At 70.8% G+C, this 20,892-nt stretch carries 16 protein-coding genes and 2 pseudogenes; 15 read left to right on the top strand and 3 right to left on the bottom strand.

Annotated elements, in window-relative coordinates:
* The first annotated feature begins 125 nt into the window (after nt 1–125).
* Nucleotides 126–3,029: an FAD-binding and (Fe-S)-binding domain-containing protein gene (locus ACSHXC_RS21735; protein ID WP_438293185.1), complete on the top strand. Its 2,904-nt coding sequence runs from the start codon at nt 126–128 to the stop codon at nt 3,027–3,029.
* Nucleotides 3,030–3,249: 220 nt separating this feature from the next.
* Nucleotides 3,250–4,200 carry an EamA family transporter gene (locus ACSHXC_RS21740; RefSeq protein ID WP_438293186.1) on the top strand — a complete coding sequence of 317 codons (951 nt, stop codon included), beginning with the start codon at nt 3,250–3,252 and terminating at the stop codon, nt 4,198–4,200.
* 199 nt (nt 4,201–4,399) lie between these two features.
* Here the strand turns inward: ACSHXC_RS21740 and ACSHXC_RS21745 are convergent, their stop codons facing one another.
* Nucleotides 4,400–4,870 (bottom strand): NUDIX domain-containing protein, encoded by a 471-nt coding sequence (locus ACSHXC_RS21745; protein WP_344377020.1) that lies wholly within the window; start codon nt 4,868–4,870, stop codon nt 4,400–4,402.
* Between the two features lie 4 nt (nt 4,871–4,874).
* Nucleotides 4,875–5,616, bottom strand: a pseudogene (locus tag ACSHXC_RS21750) (XRE family transcriptional regulator).
* Between the two features lie 778 nt (nt 5,617–6,394).
* Here ACSHXC_RS21750 and ACSHXC_RS21755 point away from each other — a divergent pair.
* The 9 genes from ACSHXC_RS21755 (at nt 6,395) to ACSHXC_RS21795 (ending at nt 17,284) form a co-directional block, all read left to right on the top strand.
* Nucleotides 6,395–7,210 (top strand): TIGR03084 family metal-binding protein, encoded by an 816-nt coding sequence (locus tag ACSHXC_RS21755; RefSeq protein ID WP_438293187.1) that lies wholly within the window; start codon nt 6,395–6,397, stop codon nt 7,208–7,210.
* A 65-nt stretch (nt 7,211–7,275) separates the two neighbouring features.
* Nucleotides 7,276–8,910, top strand: coding sequence for an acyclic terpene utilization AtuA family protein (locus tag ACSHXC_RS21760; protein ID WP_438296740.1), 1,635 nt, complete (start codon nt 7,276–7,278; stop codon nt 8,908–8,910).
* Nucleotides 8,911–8,993: 83 nt separating this feature from the next.
* A complete protein-coding gene (locus ACSHXC_RS21765; protein ID WP_438293188.1) occupies nt 8,994–10,595 on the top strand; it encodes an acyl-CoA carboxylase subunit beta in 1,602 nt (533 codons plus the stop codon).
* A 20-nt stretch (nt 10,596–10,615) separates the two neighbouring features.
* Nucleotides 10,616–12,481: a biotin carboxylase N-terminal domain-containing protein gene (locus tag ACSHXC_RS21770; RefSeq protein WP_438293189.1), complete on the top strand. Its 1,866-nt coding sequence runs from the start codon at nt 10,616–10,618 to the stop codon at nt 12,479–12,481.
* Nucleotides 12,482–12,549: 68 nt separating this feature from the next.
* Complete coding sequence (locus ACSHXC_RS21775; RefSeq protein ID WP_438293190.1) at nt 12,550–13,701, top strand: acyl-CoA dehydrogenase family protein; 1,152 nt, start codon at nt 12,550–12,552, stop codon at nt 13,699–13,701.
* A gap of 198 nt (nt 13,702–13,899) precedes the next feature.
* The gene (locus ACSHXC_RS21780) at nt 13,900–15,510 is read left to right on the top strand and encodes a 4-coumarate--CoA ligase family protein (protein WP_438293191.1); all 1,611 of its coding nucleotides are present in this window, start codon (nt 13,900–13,902) and stop codon (nt 15,508–15,510) included.
* A complete protein-coding gene (locus tag ACSHXC_RS21785) occupies nt 15,507–16,241 on the top strand; it encodes an enoyl-CoA hydratase family protein (RefSeq protein WP_438293192.1) in 735 nt (244 codons plus the stop codon). The genes ACSHXC_RS21780 and ACSHXC_RS21785 overlap by 4 nt, the downstream gene beginning before the upstream one ends.
* A complete protein-coding gene (locus ACSHXC_RS21790; protein ID WP_438293193.1) occupies nt 16,229–16,846 on the top strand; it encodes a TetR/AcrR family transcriptional regulator in 618 nt (205 codons plus the stop codon). Before ACSHXC_RS21785 ends, ACSHXC_RS21790 begins: the two co-directional genes overlap by 13 nt.
* A 243-nt stretch (nt 16,847–17,089) precedes the next feature.
* On the top strand, nt 17,090–17,284 hold the full coding sequence (locus ACSHXC_RS21795) for a hypothetical protein (RefSeq protein ID WP_438293194.1): 195 nt from the start codon (nt 17,090–17,092) through the stop codon (nt 17,282–17,284).
* 155 nt (nt 17,285–17,439) lie between these two features.
* Here the strand turns inward: ACSHXC_RS21795 and ACSHXC_RS21800 are convergent, their stop codons facing one another.
* The gene (locus ACSHXC_RS21800) at nt 17,440–17,847 is read right to left on the bottom strand and encodes a rodlin (protein ID WP_438293195.1); all 408 of its coding nucleotides are present in this window, start codon (nt 17,845–17,847) and stop codon (nt 17,440–17,442) included.
* Between the two features lie 332 nt (nt 17,848–18,179).
* Here ACSHXC_RS21800 and ACSHXC_RS21805 point away from each other — a divergent pair, with 332 nt between their 5' ends.
* The 4 genes and pseudogenes from ACSHXC_RS21805 (at nt 18,180) to ACSHXC_RS21820 (ending at nt 20,599) form a co-directional block, all read left to right on the top strand.
* Nucleotides 18,180–18,587 (top strand): rodlin, encoded by a 408-nt coding sequence (locus ACSHXC_RS21805; RefSeq protein ID WP_438293196.1) that lies wholly within the window; start codon nt 18,180–18,182, stop codon nt 18,585–18,587.
* Nucleotides 18,588–18,881: 294 nt separating this feature from the next.
* Nucleotides 18,882–19,109 (top strand): chaplin, encoded by a 228-nt coding sequence (locus ACSHXC_RS21810; RefSeq protein WP_438296742.1) that lies wholly within the window; start codon nt 18,882–18,884, stop codon nt 19,107–19,109.
* A gap of 203 nt (nt 19,110–19,312) precedes the next feature.
* A pseudogene (locus tag ACSHXC_RS21815) lies at nt 19,313–19,729 on the top strand (chaplin family protein); the annotation flags it as partial.
* Between the two features lie 663 nt (nt 19,730–20,392).
* A complete protein-coding gene (locus ACSHXC_RS21820) occupies nt 20,393–20,599 on the top strand; it encodes an LPXTG cell wall anchor domain-containing protein (protein WP_438297113.1) in 207 nt (68 codons plus the stop codon).
* Nucleotides 20,600–20,892 lie beyond the last annotated feature (293 nt).

Consider the following 20,892-nt stretch of genomic DNA (forward strand, 5'->3'; position numbering starts at 1 on the left):
CTCATCTTGGTCTGTTTCCGGACAGGGGACGGACGGGGGACGGACGGGGGACGGACAGGGGGCGGACACGGCGTGGCCTGTGTGGCACTGGGCTCGTGCGGGGCCCGGCCGGGCATCCTGGGCCCATGGCAGATGGTGCGAAGGCCCCGGGACGGAAGCGCGAGCAGGGACAAGAACAAGGACAGGAACGAGACCAGGGCTCCGGCCCGGACGGCCTGGAACGCGACTTGGCCCGTGATGTGGAGCGGGAGCTGTCGCGGGTGGTGCGCGGCCGGGTGGACCTCGGTGTCACCGCCCGCGCCCTGACGACGATGGACGCCTCGAACTACCGCCGGGTGCCGCTGGGCGTGGTCGCGCCGCGCGACGCCGACGACGTGGCGGCGGTGCTCGCGGTCTGCCGGACGTACGGGGTGCCGGTGGTACCGCGCGGCGGCGGCACCTCGATCGCGGGCCAGGCCACCGGCACCGGCATCGTGCTCGACTTCACCCGTTTCATGCGCTCGCTCGTCTCGGTGGACGCGGCGGCCCGAACCGCCTTGGTGCAGCCGGGGGTTGTGCTCGACACCCTGCGGGACGCGGCCGCGCCGTACGGGCTCACCTTCGGCCCCGATCCCTCGACGCACAGCCGGTGCACGCTCGGCGGGATGATCGGCAACAACGCGTGCGGGGCGCATTCGGTGCGGTGGGGGACGACGGCCGACAACATCCGTGATCTGACAGTCGTCGGCGCCCAGGGCAATGTTCACCATCTGTCACAGGGATGGCAGAACTCGACAGCGCCTGTTGGTCTACGCGATTTCGTCATCCGTCATCTGTCAGCGCTCCGCACCGGCTACCCCCAGGACCTCCCGCGCCGCATCTCCGGCTATGCGATGGACGCCCTGCTCCCCGAGCGGGGGGCCGATCTGGCGCGGGCGTTCTGCGGCAGCGAGGGCACGCTCGGCGTGGTCACCGAGGCAACCGTACGCCTGGTGGAGACGCCGCCCGCCCGCGCGCTCGCCGTCCTCGGCTACCCCGACGAGAGCGCGGCCGCCGAGGCGGCGCCCGGGCTGCTTCCGTACCGCCCGCTGACCGTGGAGGGCATGGCCGCCGATCTCGTACGGGTACGGGGTGAGGCCGGGCTGCCGCGCGGCGGGGCGTGGCTGTTCGTCGAGACGGGCGGGGCGACGGAGGCCGAAGCGCGTTCACACGCCCAGGAGTTGGCGCGCGGGGGTGACGCCCTTGAGGTGACCGTGGTGAGCGACCCGGCCGGGATGCGCGCGCTGTGGCGGATCCGCGAGGACGCGGCGGGCACCGCGACCCGTATGCCCGACGGCACCGAGGCCTGGCCCGGCTGGGAGGACTGCGCGGTCCCGCCCGCCCAACTGGGCGCATATCTCCGGGAGTTCAGGTCCCTCCTCTCCTCGTACGGGCTGCGCGGCACCCCGTACGGGCACTTCGGGGACGGCTGCATCCACGTCCGCATCGACTTCGACCTGCTGACCCCCGCCGGAATCGGGCGCTTCAGGGCGTTCTCCGAGGACCTGGCCGACCTGGTGGTCGCGCACGGCGGCTCGCTCAGCGGCGAGCACGGCGACGGACAGGCCCGCGCGGAACTGCTCCCGAAGATGTACGGGAATGAACTGGTGGGCCTGTTCGGCGAGTTCAAGGATCTGTGGGACCCGGACGGAATCCTGAACCCCGGCATCCTGGCCCGGCCCGCACGCCTTGACGAGAACCTGCGCTTCGAGGTGCTGCCGAAGCGTCCGGTGGATGTGGAGTTCGGCTATCCGCACGACGGCGGCGACTTCGCGGCGGCGGTACGCAGGTGCGTGGGAGTCGCCAAGTGCCGTACGTACAAAGGGAGTTCGAAGAGTGACGTCATGTGCCCGTCCTTCCGGGCCACCGGTGAGGAGGAGCACTCGACGCGGGGCCGGGCGCGGCTGCTGCACGAGATGCTGGCGGGGGAGGTGGTCACGGACGGCTGGCGCTCCAAGGAGGTGCGGGACGCGCTCGACCTGTGCCTGTCCTGCAAGGGCTGCCGGAGCGACTGCCCGGTGGGCGTGGACATGGCGACGTACAAGGCGGAATTCCTGCACCACCACTACGAGGGGCGCCGCCGCCCGGCCTCCCACTACGCGCTGGGCCGGCTCCCCGAGTGGCTGCGGGCGGCCGCGCCGCTGGCCCGCCCCCTGAACGCGGCGGCCCGGGTCCGTCCGCTGGCCGTCCTGGCCAGGCGTCTCGCGGGGATCGCACCGGAGCGGGCGCTTCCGCCGCTGGCCCCGCGCACGCTGGTCGGCGAGCTGCGGAAGAGGCGGGTGCCGTCCGCCGCGGCGGTCGTGCTGTGGCCGGACACCTTCACCAACCACCTTTCCCCGGAGGTGGGGCGCGCGGCCCTGCGGGTGCTGTCGGCGGCGGGGATGGAGGCGGAGGTCCCGGAGGGGCGGGTCTGCTGTGGGCTCACCTATGTGTCCACGGGACAGCTGGACCGCGCGAAGGTGGTGCTCGGCCACACCCTGGACGCGATGGAGCCGTACCTCGGTGAGGCGGGTCGCCGTCCCGTTGTCGTACTCGAACCGAGCTGCGCGGCCACCCTGCTGATGGACCTGCCGGAACTGCTCCCCGCCGACCCGCGCGCGGCCCGCCTGGCTGCGTCGGTACGCACCTTCGCGCAGGCACTGGAGGAGTGCGCACCGGAATGGGCTCCGCCGCGCCTCGACCGCCCCGTGGCCGGCCAGACCCACTGCCACCAGCACGCGGTCCTGGGCGACGAGGCCGAACGCCGCCTGCGCGAGAAGGCCGGCCTGACGGGCGGGCTCAGCGGCGGGTGCTGCGGTCTCGCCGGGAACTTCGGGTTCGAGCGGGGCCACTGGGAGGTGTCGGTGGCCTGCGCGGAGGACCAGCTGCTGCCCGCCGTACGTTCCGCGCCACCCGGCACGGAAGTCCTGGCCGACGGCTACTCCTGCCGTACGCAACTGGCGCAGTTGGCGGGCCGCAGGGCGAGGCACCTGGCGGAGGTCCTTGCGGAGGGGCTGGAGGGTGAGGGGTAGGGCGGCTCGGCGCCGCTTACATTGGATGGAGTGTGTCCTTCCGTTTAGTGCGGAAAGGTGGTTGCGCCGGACGACCGCAGTCCAAGATACTGAATGAGTGAGTGCATTCTGATGGACTGCTCGATCGGTGAATCGGTGAATCGGTGAATCGATGGAGCGATCGATCGATGGCGGCTTGTCGGCCGCCCGGGATGCTGAATCCGATGGGAGAGGAGCGCCGGTGAATCCGGTCAAGGGCGCGGGCGCGGCGGAGCCGGTCGCGGCGGCCGCCGTCGCCGTACCGGAGGCTGCCGGTGCGCTGAAGGGCGCGGGCCCGGGCGGGCGCCGGGCGGCGTTCGGGCCGGTCGCGCTGGTGGTGGCGGGCGGCATATCCGTGCAGTTCGGGGCCGCGGTGGCGGTGACGCTGATGCCGAGGGCGGGGGCGGCCGGGGTCGTCACGCTGCGGCTCGTGGCCGCTGCGCTGGTGCTGATGCTGGTGTGCCGGCCGAAGCTGCGGGGGCATTCGCGGGCGGACTGGGGAACGGTGGTCGCGTTCGGGGTGGCGATGGCCGGCATGAACGGGCTGTTCTACCAGGCCGTCGACCGCATCCCGCTCGGGGTCGCCGTCACCCTGGAGGTGCTCGGCCCGCTGGCCCTGTCGGTGTTCGCGTCGCGCCGCCTGGTGAACGTCCTGTGGGCCGCGCTGGCCCTGGCGGGCGTCGTCCTCCTGGGCGGGGGAGGCTTCGGCAGCCTGGATGCGGTGGGGGTGGCGTACGCGCTGGGGGCGGGTGCGTGCTGGGCGGTGTACATCCTGTTCAGCGCGCGTACGGGGCGTCGCTTCCCGCAGGCCGATGGGCTCGCCCTTGCCATGGCGGTGGCGGCGGTCCTGTTCCTGCCAATAGGCATCGCGCAGGCGGGCGGAAAGCTCCTCGTCCCCTCCACCATGGCGCTGGGCGCGGCGGTGGCGGTCCTGTCCTCGGTGCTGCCCTACACCCTGGAACTCCTGGCCCTGCGCCGCCTGCCCGCGTCCACCTTCGCGATCCTGATGAGCCTGGAGCCGGCGATCGCGGCGACGGCGGGCTTCCTCATCCTGGGCCAGGCCCTGTCCTGGCCCCAGGCACTGGCCATCGCCCTGGTGATCGGCGCGAGCATGGGGGCGGTACGGACGCAGATTCGGGCGGTCTCGGGTTAGCTCTGGGTTGCGCGGGGTGGCTCCCTTGGCGGGGGATGCCTGTGCGTGCGGGGTGGTCGGGCAGGGCCCCCTGGGGCTCCGCCCTGGCCCCCGGGGCGTTTGCCCGCCCGTCCCCCCAGCGACTGGGGGTGGAGAGAGTCGATCCCCAGGGGGTGCGCCCTGGACCCCGCCGGGTTCGAGCGCATCGAACCCCGGTGGTTCAGCCGAGATGGGGCCGGTCCCGGTGCTCCAGGTAGTGCGTCAGCCGTAGCCGCTGTGTGTGGTGCATGGGCAGCGCGTCGAGGTCGGCGGGCGAGACGTAACGCAGCTCTGTCGACTCGTCCGACAGGGCGAGTTCCCCGCCGACCACGCGCGCCGTGAAGACGACAGCGAACTGCCGACGCACCTCGCCGTCGCTGTACGCGATGACGTGCCGGGGGTCCGTGTACGTGCCGACCAACCCCGTGATCTCCACGTCCAGACCCGTCTCTTCCCTGACCTCCCGGACGGCCGTACCGGGCAGCGAGTCCCCCATGTCCATGGCCCCACCGGGAAGCGCCCACAAGCCGTTGTCCCGGCGCCGCTGGAGCAGGATGCGGCCCTGGTCATCCGTGACGACGGCGGAGGCGGCAACGACCAGGCTGTTGGGCTCCGGTGCGTTCGGGTCGTCGTAGTACTCGGTCCGTGCCATGTGATCACCCTTCCACGGGTCGGGCCGTCCCCCATACGGCGTCGAAGGCTCTCCGCGTAGGTGTCGAACATGCCCCCGCCACCGTTGCGCCGGAGATGCCACACGGGCGCGCCATAGGCGTTCACGCCCCATACGTGGGCGTTGACCAGCGCCTCGTCGTCAGCGCGGAACACGCTGTTGTAGAGCGTAGTTGCGTGGGTCCGCAGCTCAATGCCGGGTACCCCCAGCAAGGGCCGATAGTGCATGAGTGTCAGACGGCAACGGCTCTCGATACCGTGGCCGAACCTCTCTTCCTGGCCGCGCTGTTGAACGTTCGTACTGGCCGCGTCGCCTAGGGCAATCCGCACTGAGCACCCTTCGGCTGCGCGCTCTCTGAGCAAGTCGTTCAGTCGGGGGTAAGCCTCGTGAAGGAACACGGCGGCGTACACCAACACGTCGATCTGCTCCCGTGCCGCCGCAAGTAGATCCACGTACATGGACACCGGCAAGTCCGCCCGCTGGCCGTACAGTGCCACGAGCTCCGGGCCGACGGCTCGCGCGGAACGTGCCTGCCTTAGCGACGGCCAAAGGGCGTGCACGTCTTCCCCTAGCGTCTCGGCGGCCTTGAGCGCCGTTGCCCGCCGTGGTGTTCGGCCGAGATTCACCCATCGTTCAACGGATTTCGGATCGACTCCCGCCGCCTCGGCCAAGCTCCCGTGCGTCCATCCTCCAGACGCCATGACTGCCCGTAGGCGCTCATTCGACATGGCCAGACCTTCCCCCGACTCATCGACGTACCGGGGACGTTCTACTCCTGCTGGGACGTCCCAGAGTGGGAAACGTACGAGGTTCCTCCGTCCTGGCGACCAGCGGGAGGATCACCACACCAAGACGTGAGAGGACGGTGAACATGTCCGCCAGTGCGCAGATCAAGGACGAGTACAGCACCTACCCACCCGCCGAGAGCCGGTGCTCGGAGTGCGATGAGAGGTTCAGGCCGCTGATGCCCGCGCGCCGCTTCCAGAGTGCAGGTGATGAGCCAACCGCCGTGCGGTACAGGCACTTTGAGTGCACCGAAAGGGCAGGGCATTGATCTCCATGGAGCAGTACAAGAGCTCCCTTGCGGAGGCTGACCACGTGGCGGACCTGTTGCGAGCCGCTCTCATGGGTGCGGGTGTGCCTGAAGAGGAGGCGGTGCGAGTTCGGGCCCTGGTGACGGGATCGGGGCGAGCGTACGTCGAACTTGGCGCGCTGCGCACGACCTCCGCCGTGAAGCTGTGCGAGGCGCTACCGCCGCCACCGTGACCTCTTGCCCCATGTGCGAAGTACCCACTGGCTCACCCTCGGCGGTCTGTCGCACCGCTCCTGTGCCGCCCGGTAACGCATGAATGGGGGGGGGCTCCCCTTTGAGTGCGCCCTCGGGAACATCGGGAAGGGGCGAGGAGGGGAAAGCCAAGGCCAGAAATAAATGCAAGCACGCTTGCTTGTTTCAGGCCCGCCTGCCATGCTCCGGGGCACACCCGCTGTCCCGGAGGGGAGCGCACTGTGTCCGAACCGGCCGGTCCTGCCGACGCCGTTCTCGCCGTCCTCGACGATCTGCGTGACGAAGGGGGTGAACTCGACGTTCTGGTCGGGGAGTTGAGCCCTGCCCAATGGGCCACTCCCACCGCCGCCCCCGGGTGGAGCATCGCGCACCAGGTCGCCCACCTCGCCTGGACCGACACCGCCGCCCTGCTCGCCGTCACCGACCCCGACGCCTTCGCGGCGGAGGTCGAGAAGGCCGTCGCGGCGCCGGACCGCTTCGTGGACGACGGGGCCGAGGCCGGGGCCCTGCTCCCGCCCGCCGAGCTGCTCGCGTGGTGGCGGGACAGCCGCGTACAGCTCCAACAGGCCTTGCGGGAAGCACCTGTTGGAGCACGGTTCCCCTGGTACGGGCCGCCCATGTCCACCGCTTCCATGGCCACCGGCCGTCTCATGGAGACCTGGGCCCACGGCCAGGACGTCTTCGACGCCCTCGGCCGCACCCGCAAGCCCACCGACCGGCTCCGCCACGTCGCCCGCATCGGCATCCGCGCCCGTGACTATGCCTTTACGGTGCGAGGGCTGACGCCGCCGACCGACGAGTTCCGCGTCGAGCTCACCGCGCCGGACGGTGCGAGCACGTGGACGTACGGGCCCGACGACGCCCAACAGCGCGTCACCGGACCCGCGTTGGACTTCTGCCTGCTTGTCACCCAGCGCCTGCACCGCTCCGACACCGCCGTACGCGCGGAAGGCGCCGACGCCGACCGCTGGCTCGACATCGCCCAGGCCTTCGCCGGCCCCGCGGGCCCCGGCCGCCCGCCCAAGGGCGCCTCGTGAGCGAAAACGGGCGAATACTGCGGATCGGCAACGCCTCCGGGTTCTACGGCGACCGCTTCGACGCGATGCGGGAGATGCTGACCGGCGGCCCCCTCGACGTCCTCACCGGCGACTACCTCGCCGAACTCACCCTGCTCATCCTCGGCCGCGACCGGCTGCGCGACCCACGGCTCGGGTACGCCAGGACATTCCTGCGGCAGCTGGAGGAGTGCCTCGGCATCGCGCAGGAACGCGGGGTACGCATCGTCGCCAACGCGGGCGGGCTCAACCCCGCTGGACTGGCCGACGCGGTACGGGAGTTGAGCGGGCGTGTCGGCGTGCCTGCGCGAGTCGCTCACGTCGAGGGTGACGCGCTTCCGCTGCCCGACGGGGCGCTCACGGCCAACGCGTACCTCGGTGGCGGTGGCATCGCGGCGTGTCTGCGCGGCGGGGCGGACGTCGTCGTCACCGGGCGCGTCACGGACGCCGCCCTGGTCACCGGGCCGGCCGCGTGGTGGTTCGGCTGGGGGCCCGAGGAGTACGACGCGCTCGCCGGCGCGGTCGTCGCCGGGCACGTCCTGGAGTGCGGCACCCAGGCCACCGGCGGGAACTACTCCTTCTTCACGGACTTCGCGACCCGCGACCTCATCCGGCCCGGCTTCCCCCTCGCCGAGATCCACGCCGACGGCAGCAGCATCATCACCAAGCACCCCGGCACCGGCGGCGTCGTCGACACCGGCACGGTCACCGCGCAGCTCCTGTACGAGACGTCCGGCGCCCGGTACGCCGGGCCCGATGTCACCGCGCGGCTCGACACCGTACGGCTCGGCCAGGACGGGCCCGACCGGGTGCGCATCACCGGCGTACGGGGCGAGGCGCCACCGCCGACCCTCAAGGCGGGGATCAACCGCATCGGCGGCTGGCGCAACGAGGTCGTGTTCGTGCTGACCGGGCTCGATGTCGAGGCGAAGGCCGATCTGGTGCGGGGGCAGATCGAGGATGCCTTCGCGCGGGCCAAATCCAGCCCTGCGATGGTGAGTTGGGAGCTTTCTCGTACTGATCGGCCGGATGCTTCCACCGAGGAGTGTGCGAGTGCGCTGCTGCGGCTTGTCGTGCGGGATTCCGATCCGGAGGCCGTGGGGCGGGTGGTGAGCGGCGCGGCGATCGAGCTGGCGCTCGGCAGCTACCCCGGCTTCCACGTCACGGCTCCGCCGGGGAAGGGGGCGCCGTACGGGGTGTTCTCGGCGGTGTATGTCGATGCGGGGGCCGTGGAGCAGGTGGCTGTACTGCCTGATGGCATACGGGAGTTGATCGAGCCGGCTGCTGTGACCGCTCGCCTTGAGGCGGTCCCGTCGCCGCCCCTTCCGCCCTTCGAGCCTTCGGGGCCGACTCGGCGGGTGCCGCTGGGGGCGGTGGCGGGGGCGCGGAGCGGGGACAAGGGCGGGGACGTGAATGTGGGGGTGTGGGTGCGATCGGATGCGGCTTGGCGGTGGCTGGCGCATGCGCTGACCGTTGACGAATTTCGTCAACTGCTCCCTGAAATCGGGAATTTGACAGTCGTCCGTCACCTGCTGCCGAACCTTCGGGCGCTGAATTTCGTGGTGGAGGGGCTGCTGGGGGAGGGCGTCGCTTCGCAGGGGCGGTTCGATCCCCAGGGGAAGGGGGTGGGGGAGTGGTTGCGGAGCCGGGAGGTGGCGGTGCCGGTGGATCTGCTGGGCTGAGCTCCCCCCCACCCGGCTTCCCCCCACCACCCGCCGCAGGCGCCCCCGCCCACTGAATGACCCCCACTCCCCAAGGAGGCCCCATGCCCATCCTCCCCACCACCCTCACCCCCACCGCCCCCGAACACCGCCAGGCCGCCGCGGCCATGCGGGCCAAGCTCGACGAGCTCCGCGCCGAGCACGCCAAGGCGATCGCCGGAGGCGGGGCCAAGTACACCGACCGGCACCGAAGGCGCGGCAAGCTGCTCCCCCGCGAGCGCATCGAGCTGCTGCTCGACCCCGACACCCCCTTCCTCGAACTGTCGCCGCTCGCGGCATGGGGCAGCGACTACCCCGTCGGCGCCTCGATGGTCACCGGCATCGGCACAATCGAGGGCGTCGAGTGCCTGATCACCGCCAATGACCCCACCGTCCGCGGCGGCGCCTCCAACCCCTGGACGCTCAAGAAGGCCCTGCGCGCCAACGAGATCGCGTACACCAACCGGCTCCCCTGTATCAGCCTCGTCGAGTCCGGCGGCGCCGATCTCCCCTCCCAGAAGGAGATCTTCATCCCGGGCGGGGCGATCTTCCGGGACATCACCCGGCTGTCCGCGGCCGGCATCCCCACCATCGCCGTCGTCTTCGGCAACTCCACGGCCGGCGGTGCGTACGTGCCCGGCATGTCGGACCACACGGTGATGATCAACAAACAGAGCAAGGTGTTTCTCGGGGGGCCGCCCCTCGTCAAGATGGCCACCGGCGAGGAGAGCGACGACGAGTCGCTCGGCGGGGCCGAGATGCACGCCCGTACCTCCGGGCTCGCCGACCACTTCGCCGTCGACGAGCGGGACGCGATACGCCAGGCCCGCCGCATCGTCGCCCGCCTCAACCACCGCAAGGCGCACCCGGATCCGATCAAGTTCGTCGAGCCGCCCAAGTACGACGAGGACGAGCTGCTCGGCATCGTGCCCGAGGACCTCAAGACCCCCTTCGACCCGCGCGAGGTCATCGCCCGGATCGTCGACGGGTCGGAATTCGACGAGTTCAAGGGACTCTACGGGCCCAGCCTCGTCACCGGGTGGGCCGAGCTGCACGGCTACCCCGTCGGGATCCTCGCCAACGCCCAGGGCGTCCTCTTCTCCGCCGAATCACAGAAGGCCGCGCAGTTCATCCAGCTAGCCAACCAGCGCGACATCCCCCTCCTCTTCCTCCACAACACCACCGGCTACATGGTCGGCAAGGAGTACGAGCAGGGCGGCATCATCAAGCACGGCGCGATGATGATCAACGCTGTATCGAATTCCAAGGTCCCGCACCTTTCCGTCCTCATCGGCGCCTCCTACGGAGCCGGGCACTACGGCATGTGCGGGCGCGCCTACGACCCCCGCTTCCTGTTCGCCTGGCCGAGCGCCAAGTCCGCCGTCATGGGGCCGCAGCAGCTCGCGGGTGTTCTGTCGATCGTGGCCCGGGCCTCCGCGCAGGCCAAGGGACAGCCGTACGACGACGAGGCGGACGCCGCGCTGCGCGCCATGGTGGAGCAGCAGATCGAGGCCGAGTCGCTGCCGATGTTCCTGTCCGGGCGGCTGTACGACGACGGAGTCATCGACCCCCGCGACACCCGCACCGTCCTCGGAATCTGCCTGTCGGCGATCCACACCGCCCCCGTCGAAGGCGCCCGCGGCGGCTTCGGCATCTTCCGGATGTGAGGGACATCAGCGTGAGGGACATGATCAGGTCCGTACTTGTCGCCAACCGGGGCGAGATCGCCTGCCGGGTCTTCCGCACCTGCCGTGAGCTGGGCATTTCCACGGTCGCGGTGTTCTCGGACGCCGACGCGGGCGCCCTGCACGTACGGGAGGCGGACAGCGCCGTACGGCTGCCGGGGGCCACGCCCGCCGAGACCTATCTGCGCGGTGACCTCGTCGTGAAGGCCGCCCTCGCCGCGGGCGCCGACGCCGTGCACCCCGGGTACGGCTTCCTGTCCGAGAACGCCGAGTTCGCGCGGACCGTCACCGGCGCCGGGCTCACCTGGATCGGCCCGCCCCCCGAGGCCATCGAGGCCATGGCGTCCAAGACCCGCGCCAAGGAACTCATGGGTCTGCCGCCCCTCGACCTCGCCGACGTCACCGAGGACGACCTCCCGCTCCTCATCAAGGCCTCGGCGGGTGGCGGCGGACGGGGAATGAGAGTTGTTCGTCAACTGACAGATATCAATGGTCAGTTGATGTCGGCCAAAGCTGAGGCCCTGGCCGCCTTCGGTGACGGGACCGTCTTCGTCGAGCCCTACATCGAGGGCGGGCGGCACGTCGAAGTACAGGTCCTCGCGGACGCCCACGGCACGGTCTGGGTGCTCGGCACCCGCGACTGCTCACTCCAGCGCCGCCACCAGAAGGTCATCGAGGAGGCCCCCGCGCCCGGCCTCGGCCCCGAGCTGACCGACGAGCTGCACGCCCTCGCCGTACGGGCCGCGAAGGCCACCGACTACCGGGGCGCGGGCACCGTCGAGTTCCTGGTCGCGGGATCGAAGGCCCACTTCCTGGAGATGAACACCCGCCTCCAGGTCGAACACCCCGTCACCGAGGCCGTGTTCGGCATCGACCTGGTCGCCCTTCAGCTCCGTGTCGCCGAGGGTGAAGCCCTCCCGCCGACCCCGCCCGCACCTCGGGGCCACGCCATCGAGGCCCGCCTCTACGCCGAGGACCCGGCCGCCGACTGGGCCCCGCAGACCGGCATCGTCCATCAACTGGTCCTCGAAGGCGCCCGGTTGGACTCGGGTTACGCCGCAGGCGACACCATCGGCGTCCACTACGACCCCATGCTCGCCAAGGTCGTCGCCCACGCCCCCACCCGCCCCGAAGCCGCCCGCAAGCTGGCCCGCGCCCTCGAACGCGCCCGCATCCACGGCCCGGCCACCAACCGCGACCTGCTCGTGCGCTCCCTCCGGCACCCCGAGTTCAGCGAAGGCCGCCTCGACACCGGCTTCTACGACCGCAACCTCCCCGAACTCACCACCCCGGCCCCGGGCAGCCGCCACGCCGCCCTCGCCGCCGCCCTCGCGGACGCCGCCTCCCGGGCCGGCCGGTTCGGCGGCGGCTGGCGCAACGTACCCTCGCAGCCGCAGGTCAAGCGGTACGGCGAGCACGAGGTCCGCTACCGGCTCACCCGCCACGGCCTCGAAGCCGAGGGGCATCCCGAGGTGCGTCTCGACGGCGCCGGGCCCGATTGCGTGCGGCTCGAAATCGACGGCGTGGTACGGGAGTTCAGCATCGCGCGGTACGGGGACGGCGACACCGTCTACGTCGACACGGCATCCGGGTCCCACGCCCTCACCGCGCACCCCCGTTTCACCGACCCCAGTGACCTCGTCGCGCCGGGCTCGCTGCTCGCTCCCATGCCGGGGGTCGTCGTGCGGGTCGCCGACGGGGTCGAGGAAGGCTGTCGCGTGAGGGCCGGGCAGCCGCTGCTCTGGCTGGAGGCCATGAAGATGGAGCACCGCATCAGCGCTCCCGCCTCCGGCACGCTCGCCGCGCTCCACGCCGCCCCCGGCGGACAGGTCGAGGTCGGCGCCCTGCTCGCCGTGGTCGTCCCGTAGGCCGTCCTCCAGTCGTTCCGTAGCCCGTCCGCTCGTCGTCCCGTGATCGCTCAGGAGGCTGAACCAGCATGACCGGAGTCATCGAGAGCCAGGAGAACAAGGATCTGCGCGCCGCCGTCGCCGCACTGGGCGCCCGGCACGGACGCGGGTTCGACCGCGCCGCCCTGTGGTCGGAGGCCGCCAAGCTCGGCTACCTCGGCGTGAACCTGCCCGAGCAGTACGGCGGCGGGGGCGGCGGGATGGCCGAACTGTCCATCGTTCTGGAGGAGTTGGGGTCGGCGGGCTGTCCGCTTCTCATGATGGTGGTCTCGCCCGCCATCTGCGGCACGGTCATCGCGCGCTTCGGTACGGACGCGCAGAAGCGGAAGTGGCTGCCGGGCCTCGCCGACGGCTCACTCACCATGGCCTTCGGCATCACCGAGCCCGACGCCGGGTCCAACTCGCATCGCATCACCACCACCGCCCGCCGGGACGGCGACGGCTGGGTCCTCACCGGCCGCAAGGTGTTCATCTCGGGTGTGGACATAGCGGACGCCACGCTCATCGTCGGCCGCACCGAGGCTGTGTCCGACAGGAAAGAGGGCCGCACGGGCAGCCTCAAGCCCTGCCTGTTCATCGTCCCGCGCGACACCCCGGGCTTTGGGCGCTCGCAGATCGACATGGAACTCCAGGCGGCGGAGAAGCAGTTCGAGCTCGTCCTCGACGACGTACGGCTGCCCGCGGACTCTCTGGTCGGCGACGAGGACGCGGGCCTGCTCCAGCTGTTCGCCGGGCTCAACCCCGAGCGGATCATGACGGCCGCGTTCGCGATCGGCATGGGGCGTTACGCGCTCGCGCGGGCCGTCGACTACGCCACGACCCGTCAGGTGTGGAAGCTCCCCATCGGCGGCCACCAGGCCATCGCCCACCCCCTGGCCCAGGCCCACATCGAGCTCGAACTCGCCCGCCTGATGATGCAGAAGGCCGCGGCGCTGTATGACGCGGGGGACGATGTCGGGGCGGGGGAGGCGGCGAACATGGCCAAGTACGCGGCGGCCGAGGCGTGTGTCAAGGCCGTCGACCAGGCTGTTCACACCCTGGGTGGGAACGGGCTGACGCGGGAGTACGGGCTTGCTTCGCTGATCACGGCCGCGAGGGTGGCCCGGATCGCTCCGGTCAGCCGCGAGATGATCCTCAACTATGTCTCCCACCAGTCGTTGGGGTTGCCCAAGTCGTACTGAGCGCGGCTCGCTTCCGCGGGGGTGGGTGATTCGGCTGCGGGCCGTCGTGGCCGGTAGCTCCCCCGAGCGCTCGGCTTCGCTCGAACAGCGGGCCCATCGCGGCGGGAGCCGCACAATGTCACAGCCCCCGCGCCCCTATCAGCACGTACCGCACCCGACTTCGACAGGTCTGCTCAGAGACGCAACTGGAGGCCCCGCATGGACTCCCCCCGGATCTTCCGCAGCGAGTACGCCGACGTACCCATCGTCGACGAGGCCATTCACCAGGCCGTTCTCGCTCGGTCCACTGCCACTCACCCCGACGCCGTCGCCCTCATCGACGGGGCCGATCCCAGCGGCGCCACCACCATCACATACGGGCAACTCGACCGCTGGCACCGGAAGCTGGCGGCTTCGCTCGCCGCGAGCGGGGTGCGCAAGGGGGACGTGGTCGCTCTCCACAGTCCCAACTCCCTCCTCTACCCCGTTGTGTTCTACGGGGCCAGCCGGGCCGGGGCGGCCGTCACGACCGTCCATCCGCTGTGCACCGCCGATGAGTTCGCCAAGCAGCTCGCGGACTCCTCCGCGCGCTGGATCGTCACCGTGGCCCCGCTCCTGGAGACCGCCCGCCGGGCCGCCGAACTCGTCGGATGCATCGAGGAGATCTTCGTCTGCGACCGGGCCGAAGGGCACCGCTCGGTCCTCCACGACCTCCTGACCGGCGGCGACGCCCCCGAGCCCGCCGTCACGATCGACCCCGCCGAGGACATCGCCGTACTGCCGTACTCGTCCGGCACCACAGGCGTCCCCAAAGGCGTCATGCTCACCCACCGCAACATCGCCACCAACCTGGCCCAACTGCAGCCGCTGGTCCCGATGGTGCCCGGTGAGCGCATCCTCGCCGTGCTGCCCTTCTTTCACATCTACGGCATGACCGCGCTCATGAACGCGCCCCTGAGGTCCGGCGCGACCGTCGTCGTGCTGCCGCGCTTCGACCTCGACCAGTTCCTCGGCGCGATCGAGAAACACCGCATCACGGGCCTGTACGTCGCCCCGCCCATCGTGCTCGCCCTGGTCAAGCACCCGGCGGTCGCCCGGTACGACCTCTCCTCCCTGGAGTACATCGTGAGCGCGGCCGCCCCGCTCGACTCCCGTCTGGCGGCGGCCTGTTCGGCCCGGCTGGGGCTGCCGCCGGTACGCCAGGGGTACGGCATGACCGAGCTGTCGCCCGGCACCCACACGGTCCCGCTGGCCACCCCGGACCCTCCGCCCGGCGCGGTCGGCAAGCTCCTCCCGTCCACCGAGATGCGCATCCTGCGCCTGGACGACCCGGCCCGCGACGCCGAGCCCGGTGAGGAGGGCGAGGTCGCCATCCGCGGCCCGCAGGTCATGAAGGGCTACCTCGGCCGCCCCGAAGCCACCGCCGACCTGATCGACGCGGAGGGCTGGGTGCACACCGGCGACGTCGGCCGCGTCGACGACGACGGCTGGCTGTACGTCGTCGACCGCGTCAAGGAACTCATCAAGTACAAGGGCTTCCAGGTCGCCCCCGCCGACCTGGAAGCCCTGCTGCTCACCCACCCCGCGGTCGCGGACGCCGCCGTGATCGGCGTGTACGACGCCGACGGCAACGAGGTCCCCAAGGCCTTCGTCGTGCGCCGGCCCGGAGCGCCGGACCTGGGCGCGGACGAGCTGATGGCGTATGTCGCCGAACGCGTCGCCCCGTACAAGAAGGTCCGCCGCGTGGAGTTCATCGAGAGCGTGCCGCGCGCCGCGTCCGGCAAGATCCTGCGACGCGAGCTGCGCCGACGAGAGAAGGACCGGACGTGACACTCATACGGGCCGACCACGAGCGGGGCATCACCACCCTCGCCCTCGACTCGCCCGCCAACCGCAACGCGCTGTCGGCGCCTCTGGTGGCCGAGCTCGGCGAGGCGCTGGCGCGGTGCGCCGGGGACCCGGACGTACGGGCCGTGCTGCTCACCCACACCGGCGGCACGTTCTGCGCGGGCGCCGACCTGAAGGCCCCGCCGGACCCTGCGGCCTTCGTGCACCTGATGCGTACGGTCGTGGAACTCCCCAAACCGGTGGTGGCGCGCGTCACCGGGCACGTGCGCGCGGGCGGCCTCGGGCTGCTCGCGGCGTGCGACATCGCGGTCGCGGGGCCCGGGTCCTCGTACGCGTTCACCGAGGCGCGGCTCGGCCTCGCGCCGGCCGTGATCTCCATGCCGGTGCTGCCCCGCATGGACCCGCGCGCCGCGAGCCGCTACTACCTCACGGGCGAGCGGTTCGACGCGGCGGAGGCGGCCCGCACCGGACTCGTCACGCTCGCCGCCGACGACGTCGACGAGGCACTCGTACCGGTCCTCGACGGGCTGCGCCGGTCCTCGCCGCAGGGCCTGGCCGCGTCGAAGGCGCTGGTCACGGCTACCGTGTCGGAGACCTTCGACCGCTGGTCCAAGGAACTGACCGCCCGCTCGGCGTCCCTCTTCGCCTCCGCCGAGGCGCGGGAGGGAGTGACGGCCTTCCTCGAACGACGGGACCCAGCATGGGTGTTGTGACCCCACCGGAGACGACCCCACCGAGGGCGACCCCGCCGAAGACCCCGAAGCAGGACCGCAGCCGGGCCACCCGGCAGCGCCTCCTCGAAGCAGCCGTGGCGTGTCTGGCCGAGCACGGCTGGGCGGGCTCGACCGTGTCGGTGGTCGCCGAGCGCGCCGGGGTCTCGCGGGGCGCCGCCCAGCACCACTTCCCGACCCGCGAGGACCTGTTCACGGCTGCTGTCGAGTACGTCGCCGAACAGCGGTCCTCCGCCCTGCGGGCCCTGGGCCGCACGGACCGGCGGGAGGTCGTGGCCGCGTTGGTCGGTCTCTACACGGGCCCGCTGTTCCGGGCGGCGCTGCACCTGTGGGTCGCCGCCGCCAACGAGCCCCAGCTGCACGCCCGGGTCACCGAGCTGGAGGCGAGGGTGGGCCGCGAGTCGCACCGCATCGCGGTGGAACTCCTCGCCGCCGACGAGTCCGTACCGGGCGTACGGGAGACGGTGCAGGGCTTCCTCGACATGGCGCGGGGCCTGGGCCTGGCCAACCTGCTCACCGACGACGCGGCCCGCCGGGAGCGGGTCGTGGCCCAGTGGGCGGTGCTCCTCGACGAGGCGCTGGCCTGAGGCACCGGGCCCGGGCACACGGAACGGCCGGCCCCCGGGTGACCCGGGACCGGCCGTCGACGGGGCTCCTGTTGTCCTGTTGGTCTGATTCCACCGACGGGGATCCGTCAAGAGAAACAGAAAGAATCTCTTTCGGTTGTGCTCTTTCCCCCGAACGGGGCATTGTGGAATTCAACTCCGCTCGGCCGTGGTAATACGCAGGCATCGGAAATACGCAGTCATCACGACCGATGGTGAGGAACCATGACTGAGACGCAGGCTGCCTGGCGCCGGCAGACTTTCATCCCGATCACCCGTCGGCAATTCGAGAGCGAGGCGGCGGCCGAACCCACGTATGCGGATCTGGTGCGTTCCTGGGTCGCCGAAGGGCGTACGGTTCCCGGCCGGCCCGACTGGGAATGGAACCAGCTCGTCAACGGGTTCTACTGGCCTTCTTGAGTTCGGCCTTCCTGCATTGCCCGCCCGGTGCCGGAAACGACAAAAGACCGGACCCGGAATTCACCGGTGCTCCGGCCGTGGAAAGCGGGCTGCCGGACCACCGAAGGGATGGACAGCGGTCCGGACGTCCTGGGGAAACGCGGGCTCAGTGCTGCTCAGCCCTTGCCGTTGCCGGACATGACCGGGATCTGGTCCAGGACGTGCGAGAGCGGCTCGTCGCCCTTGGCCTGCGTCGAGTTCTCCGTGCACTGCTGGTTCTGCGGCGCGGAGAGGACCGGTACGTCCTGGAGCGCGGAGACCGGCACGACACCCGCGATCGAGGCGACGTTGGCCTTGGCCGGCAGGGCGATGCAGGGCTTGTTGAACGAACCCTGGATCAGGCTCATCTGCGGGCTCATGTTGCCGTACGTGGAGGAGTTCCCGTACGCCTGGAGCGCCTCGTTGCCGCCGACGGTGGTGGTGCCGCCGTGGTCGCCGACGGCCATGGCCGGGGCGGCCAGCAGGGCGGAGGCGCCGACCAGCGAAGCAGTGGCAGCGGACGCGGCCATAACCTTCTTGATCACGGTGGTCCCTTTCCGGTGGATTCCCCATACAGAGCCACCTGCCCAACTGGACCCCTGTGGATTGGTTTCTTCCCTTCACTCCTTCAGCCGTACGAAAATGAGATGGACCGGATCTCCACTGCCCTTATCGGTTGGGATTATATGGAGATCCGATGCTGTAGGGGAGTCGTCTTCCTGGCCCTTTTGTTCGGGTTCCTCGCGGCCTCTCGGGAATCGTTCGGGTGAAGCTCCGGAACCAAACAAGTGACGTGAAGTTGACCCAAGAAGTAGTACGGCGCAGTAGATATGAGCGCGGTGCTGCGCGTGCTCTCCATACAGGAAAAAGGAAGACCATGCTCAAGAAGGTTATGGCCGTGTCCGCCGCAGCCGTTTCGCTCGTCGGCGCCTCCGCCGTCCTCGCCGGCCCGGCCATGGCCGTCGGCGACCACGGCGGCACCACCACCGTCAGCGGGAACGACGCGCAGCAGGCCTTCGGCAACTCGAAGACCGACGGCGACATGAGCCCCCAGCTGTCGCTGGTCCAGGGCTCTCTGAACAAGCCCTGCCTCGGTGTTCCGGTCAAGGCCAACGCCGCGTCCATCGCGGGTGTCGTGCCGGTCTCCGCGCTCCAGGACGTCCCGGTCCTCTCCGCGCCGCAGAACCAGCAGTGCACGGAGAACTCGACGCAGGCCAAGGGCGATGAGCCGCTCTCGCACGTCCTGGACGAGATCCCGGTCATGTCCGGCAACGGCAGGGGCTGAGCAGCGCCGATTCGCCTGCGCGGTGGCTCGGGCCGCCGCGGTCCCCTCCCGACCGCGGCGGGCCGGGTTCTTTTGGGCGCCAAATGCCTTTCGGGTAAAGCGCCGAAGGGGGAAAGCACCCCTTCCTGCCATTTGGGTGAGGAACTCGGCAGGGCCTTCCCGTTCGGTTTCCTTTGCCTGGACCGATCGTTACCAGGTGGTCAGCAGCTCCTGGGCGAATGCTCTGGCTACGCGCCGTGAGCAACGACTGGTTGTGCGACTTTTGACCGAGGGAAGGAAAACCACGTGAACTACATGAAGGCCGCGACGGCCATGGCTGGTCTGGCCATCGCCGCGGGTGGTGCCGCCGCTCCGGCGCTCGCCGACGCGCAGGCCGACGGTGCCGCCGTAGGCAGCCCGGGTGTCCTGTCCGGCAACCTGCTCCAGGTTCCGGTCCACGTGCCGGTCAACCTGTGCGGCAACACCGTGTCCGTGATCGGCGCCCTGAACCCGGCGTTCGGCAACCCCTGCATCAACAAGTGATGTAGCGCCAGAACTCTTCACTCCGATTTTGGGGCGTGCCCGTCGCACGCCCCAAAGTCGATTTCCCCCCACCTCACCGCGACACGGAAGACAGCCCATTGCGTCAGGTCATCAGCAAGACTCTGTTCACTGCCGTGGCAGCCACGAGCGTCCTTTCGATGAGCGGAAGTTACGCCCAGGCCGCCGGCACCGATGCCGAGACCATGGGCTCGCCGGGCCTGCTGTCGGGGAACTCGATCTCGGCGCCGGCCGACGTCCCGGTCCAGGCGTGCGGGAACACCGCGAACCCGGCCGCAGCGCTCAACCCGTCCTTCGGCAACCCCTGCGCGAACGGCTTGCCGAAGGCCGGGGAGGCCACCGAAGAGCGGGCCTACCGCGTGGCCGAGGACGCTGCTCGGTACGGGGCCGAGGACGTGTACGGGTCCGCGTTCAAGCGCTGGTTCGAGAGGGAGTACGCGAAGGCGCACCTGCCCATGGACCAGCAGGAGGAGCCCGCGGAGACGCACGGGCCGGAGAGCACCCGGGGCGCCGCCAGTCAGGCGCGGTCCGTGACGAGCGACTCGCCGGGTGTCCTGTCGGGCAACTCCACGGCGGCGCCGCTCGGCGTGCCGGTGCAGGTGTGCGGGATCACGGCGGATGTCGTGGGGCTGCTCAACCCGACGATGGGTAACCACTGCGGGGCCGGCCCGGGCGCGGCCCCGCACGGACCCGAGCCACACCACGCCCCGCCGGTGCATCACGCGCCGCCCGCGCGCCAGGCACCTCCGGTCCACCATGCGCCGCCTGTACACCACGCACCTCCGGTCCACCAGGTCCCGCCTGCGCATCACGCCCCGCCGACCCATCACAAGCCGCCGGTTCACCATGCACCCCCGGCACACCATGCCCCGCCGGTGCATCACGCGCCGCCTGCACGCCAGGTGCCTCCGGTCCACCAGGCCCCGCCCGTGCACCAGACACCTCCGGTGCATCACGCCCCGCCTGTGCACCAGGCACCTCCGGTGCATCACGCGCCGCCCGTGCACCAGGCACCCCCGGCCCGCCACGCGCCGCCCGCGCGCCAGGTGCCTCCGGCCCACAAGACGCTGCCCGTGCACCACGCGCCTCCCGCCCCGCCGGCCTCACACGAAGAACCGCGGCGCCATCACTGCCCGCCCAAGCATCAGGAGCCCCCGGTTCACGAGGCCCCGCCCGTGCGCATCGCACCTCCGGTTCACCACACGCCCCCCGTCCATCACGTACCTCCGGTTCACGAGGCACCGCCTGTGCATCACACGCCGCCCATGCACCACGTCCCGCCCATGCACCACGTCCCGCCCGCGCGGCACACCGCACCCCGGGTCTTCGCTCCCCCGGCCGCGGCGCACATCCCGCAGCTCGCCGCGACCGGGGCGGAGTCGGCGCTTCTCGCCGCCGCGGGCGGGGCCGCCGCCCTCATGCTCGGCGGGGGCGTTCTCTACCGGCGCGGCAGGGCGATGGCCCACGCTTGACGGTGTCAGCCAGGACCCCCACCCGCGGCAAGTGACGGCCGAGGGCTCGGGGTGGGGCCGGGTTCGATGCCGACGCAACTCCCTTACGCATAGTGCAAGTTGGACATACGTGTCCGTACGTCGAAGGGCTCGGCTCCTCCTCGGGGGCCGGGCCCTTCGGCGTACCGGCCCTCGCCCGGCAGGTTTGTGAGGGGGCCTCAGAATGCGCCCATTTCCCCGTACCCCCGTTCGGGGGGCTTACGGCGTGGGCTGCTTATCTTCCCTATCGGCGCAATAAGAATATTTTCCAACCG

The organism is Streptomyces sp. HUAS TT7, from assembly GCF_051550175.1.
In the GTDB taxonomy this organism is placed as follows: domain Bacteria; phylum Actinomycetota; class Actinomycetes; order Streptomycetales; family Streptomycetaceae; genus Streptomyces.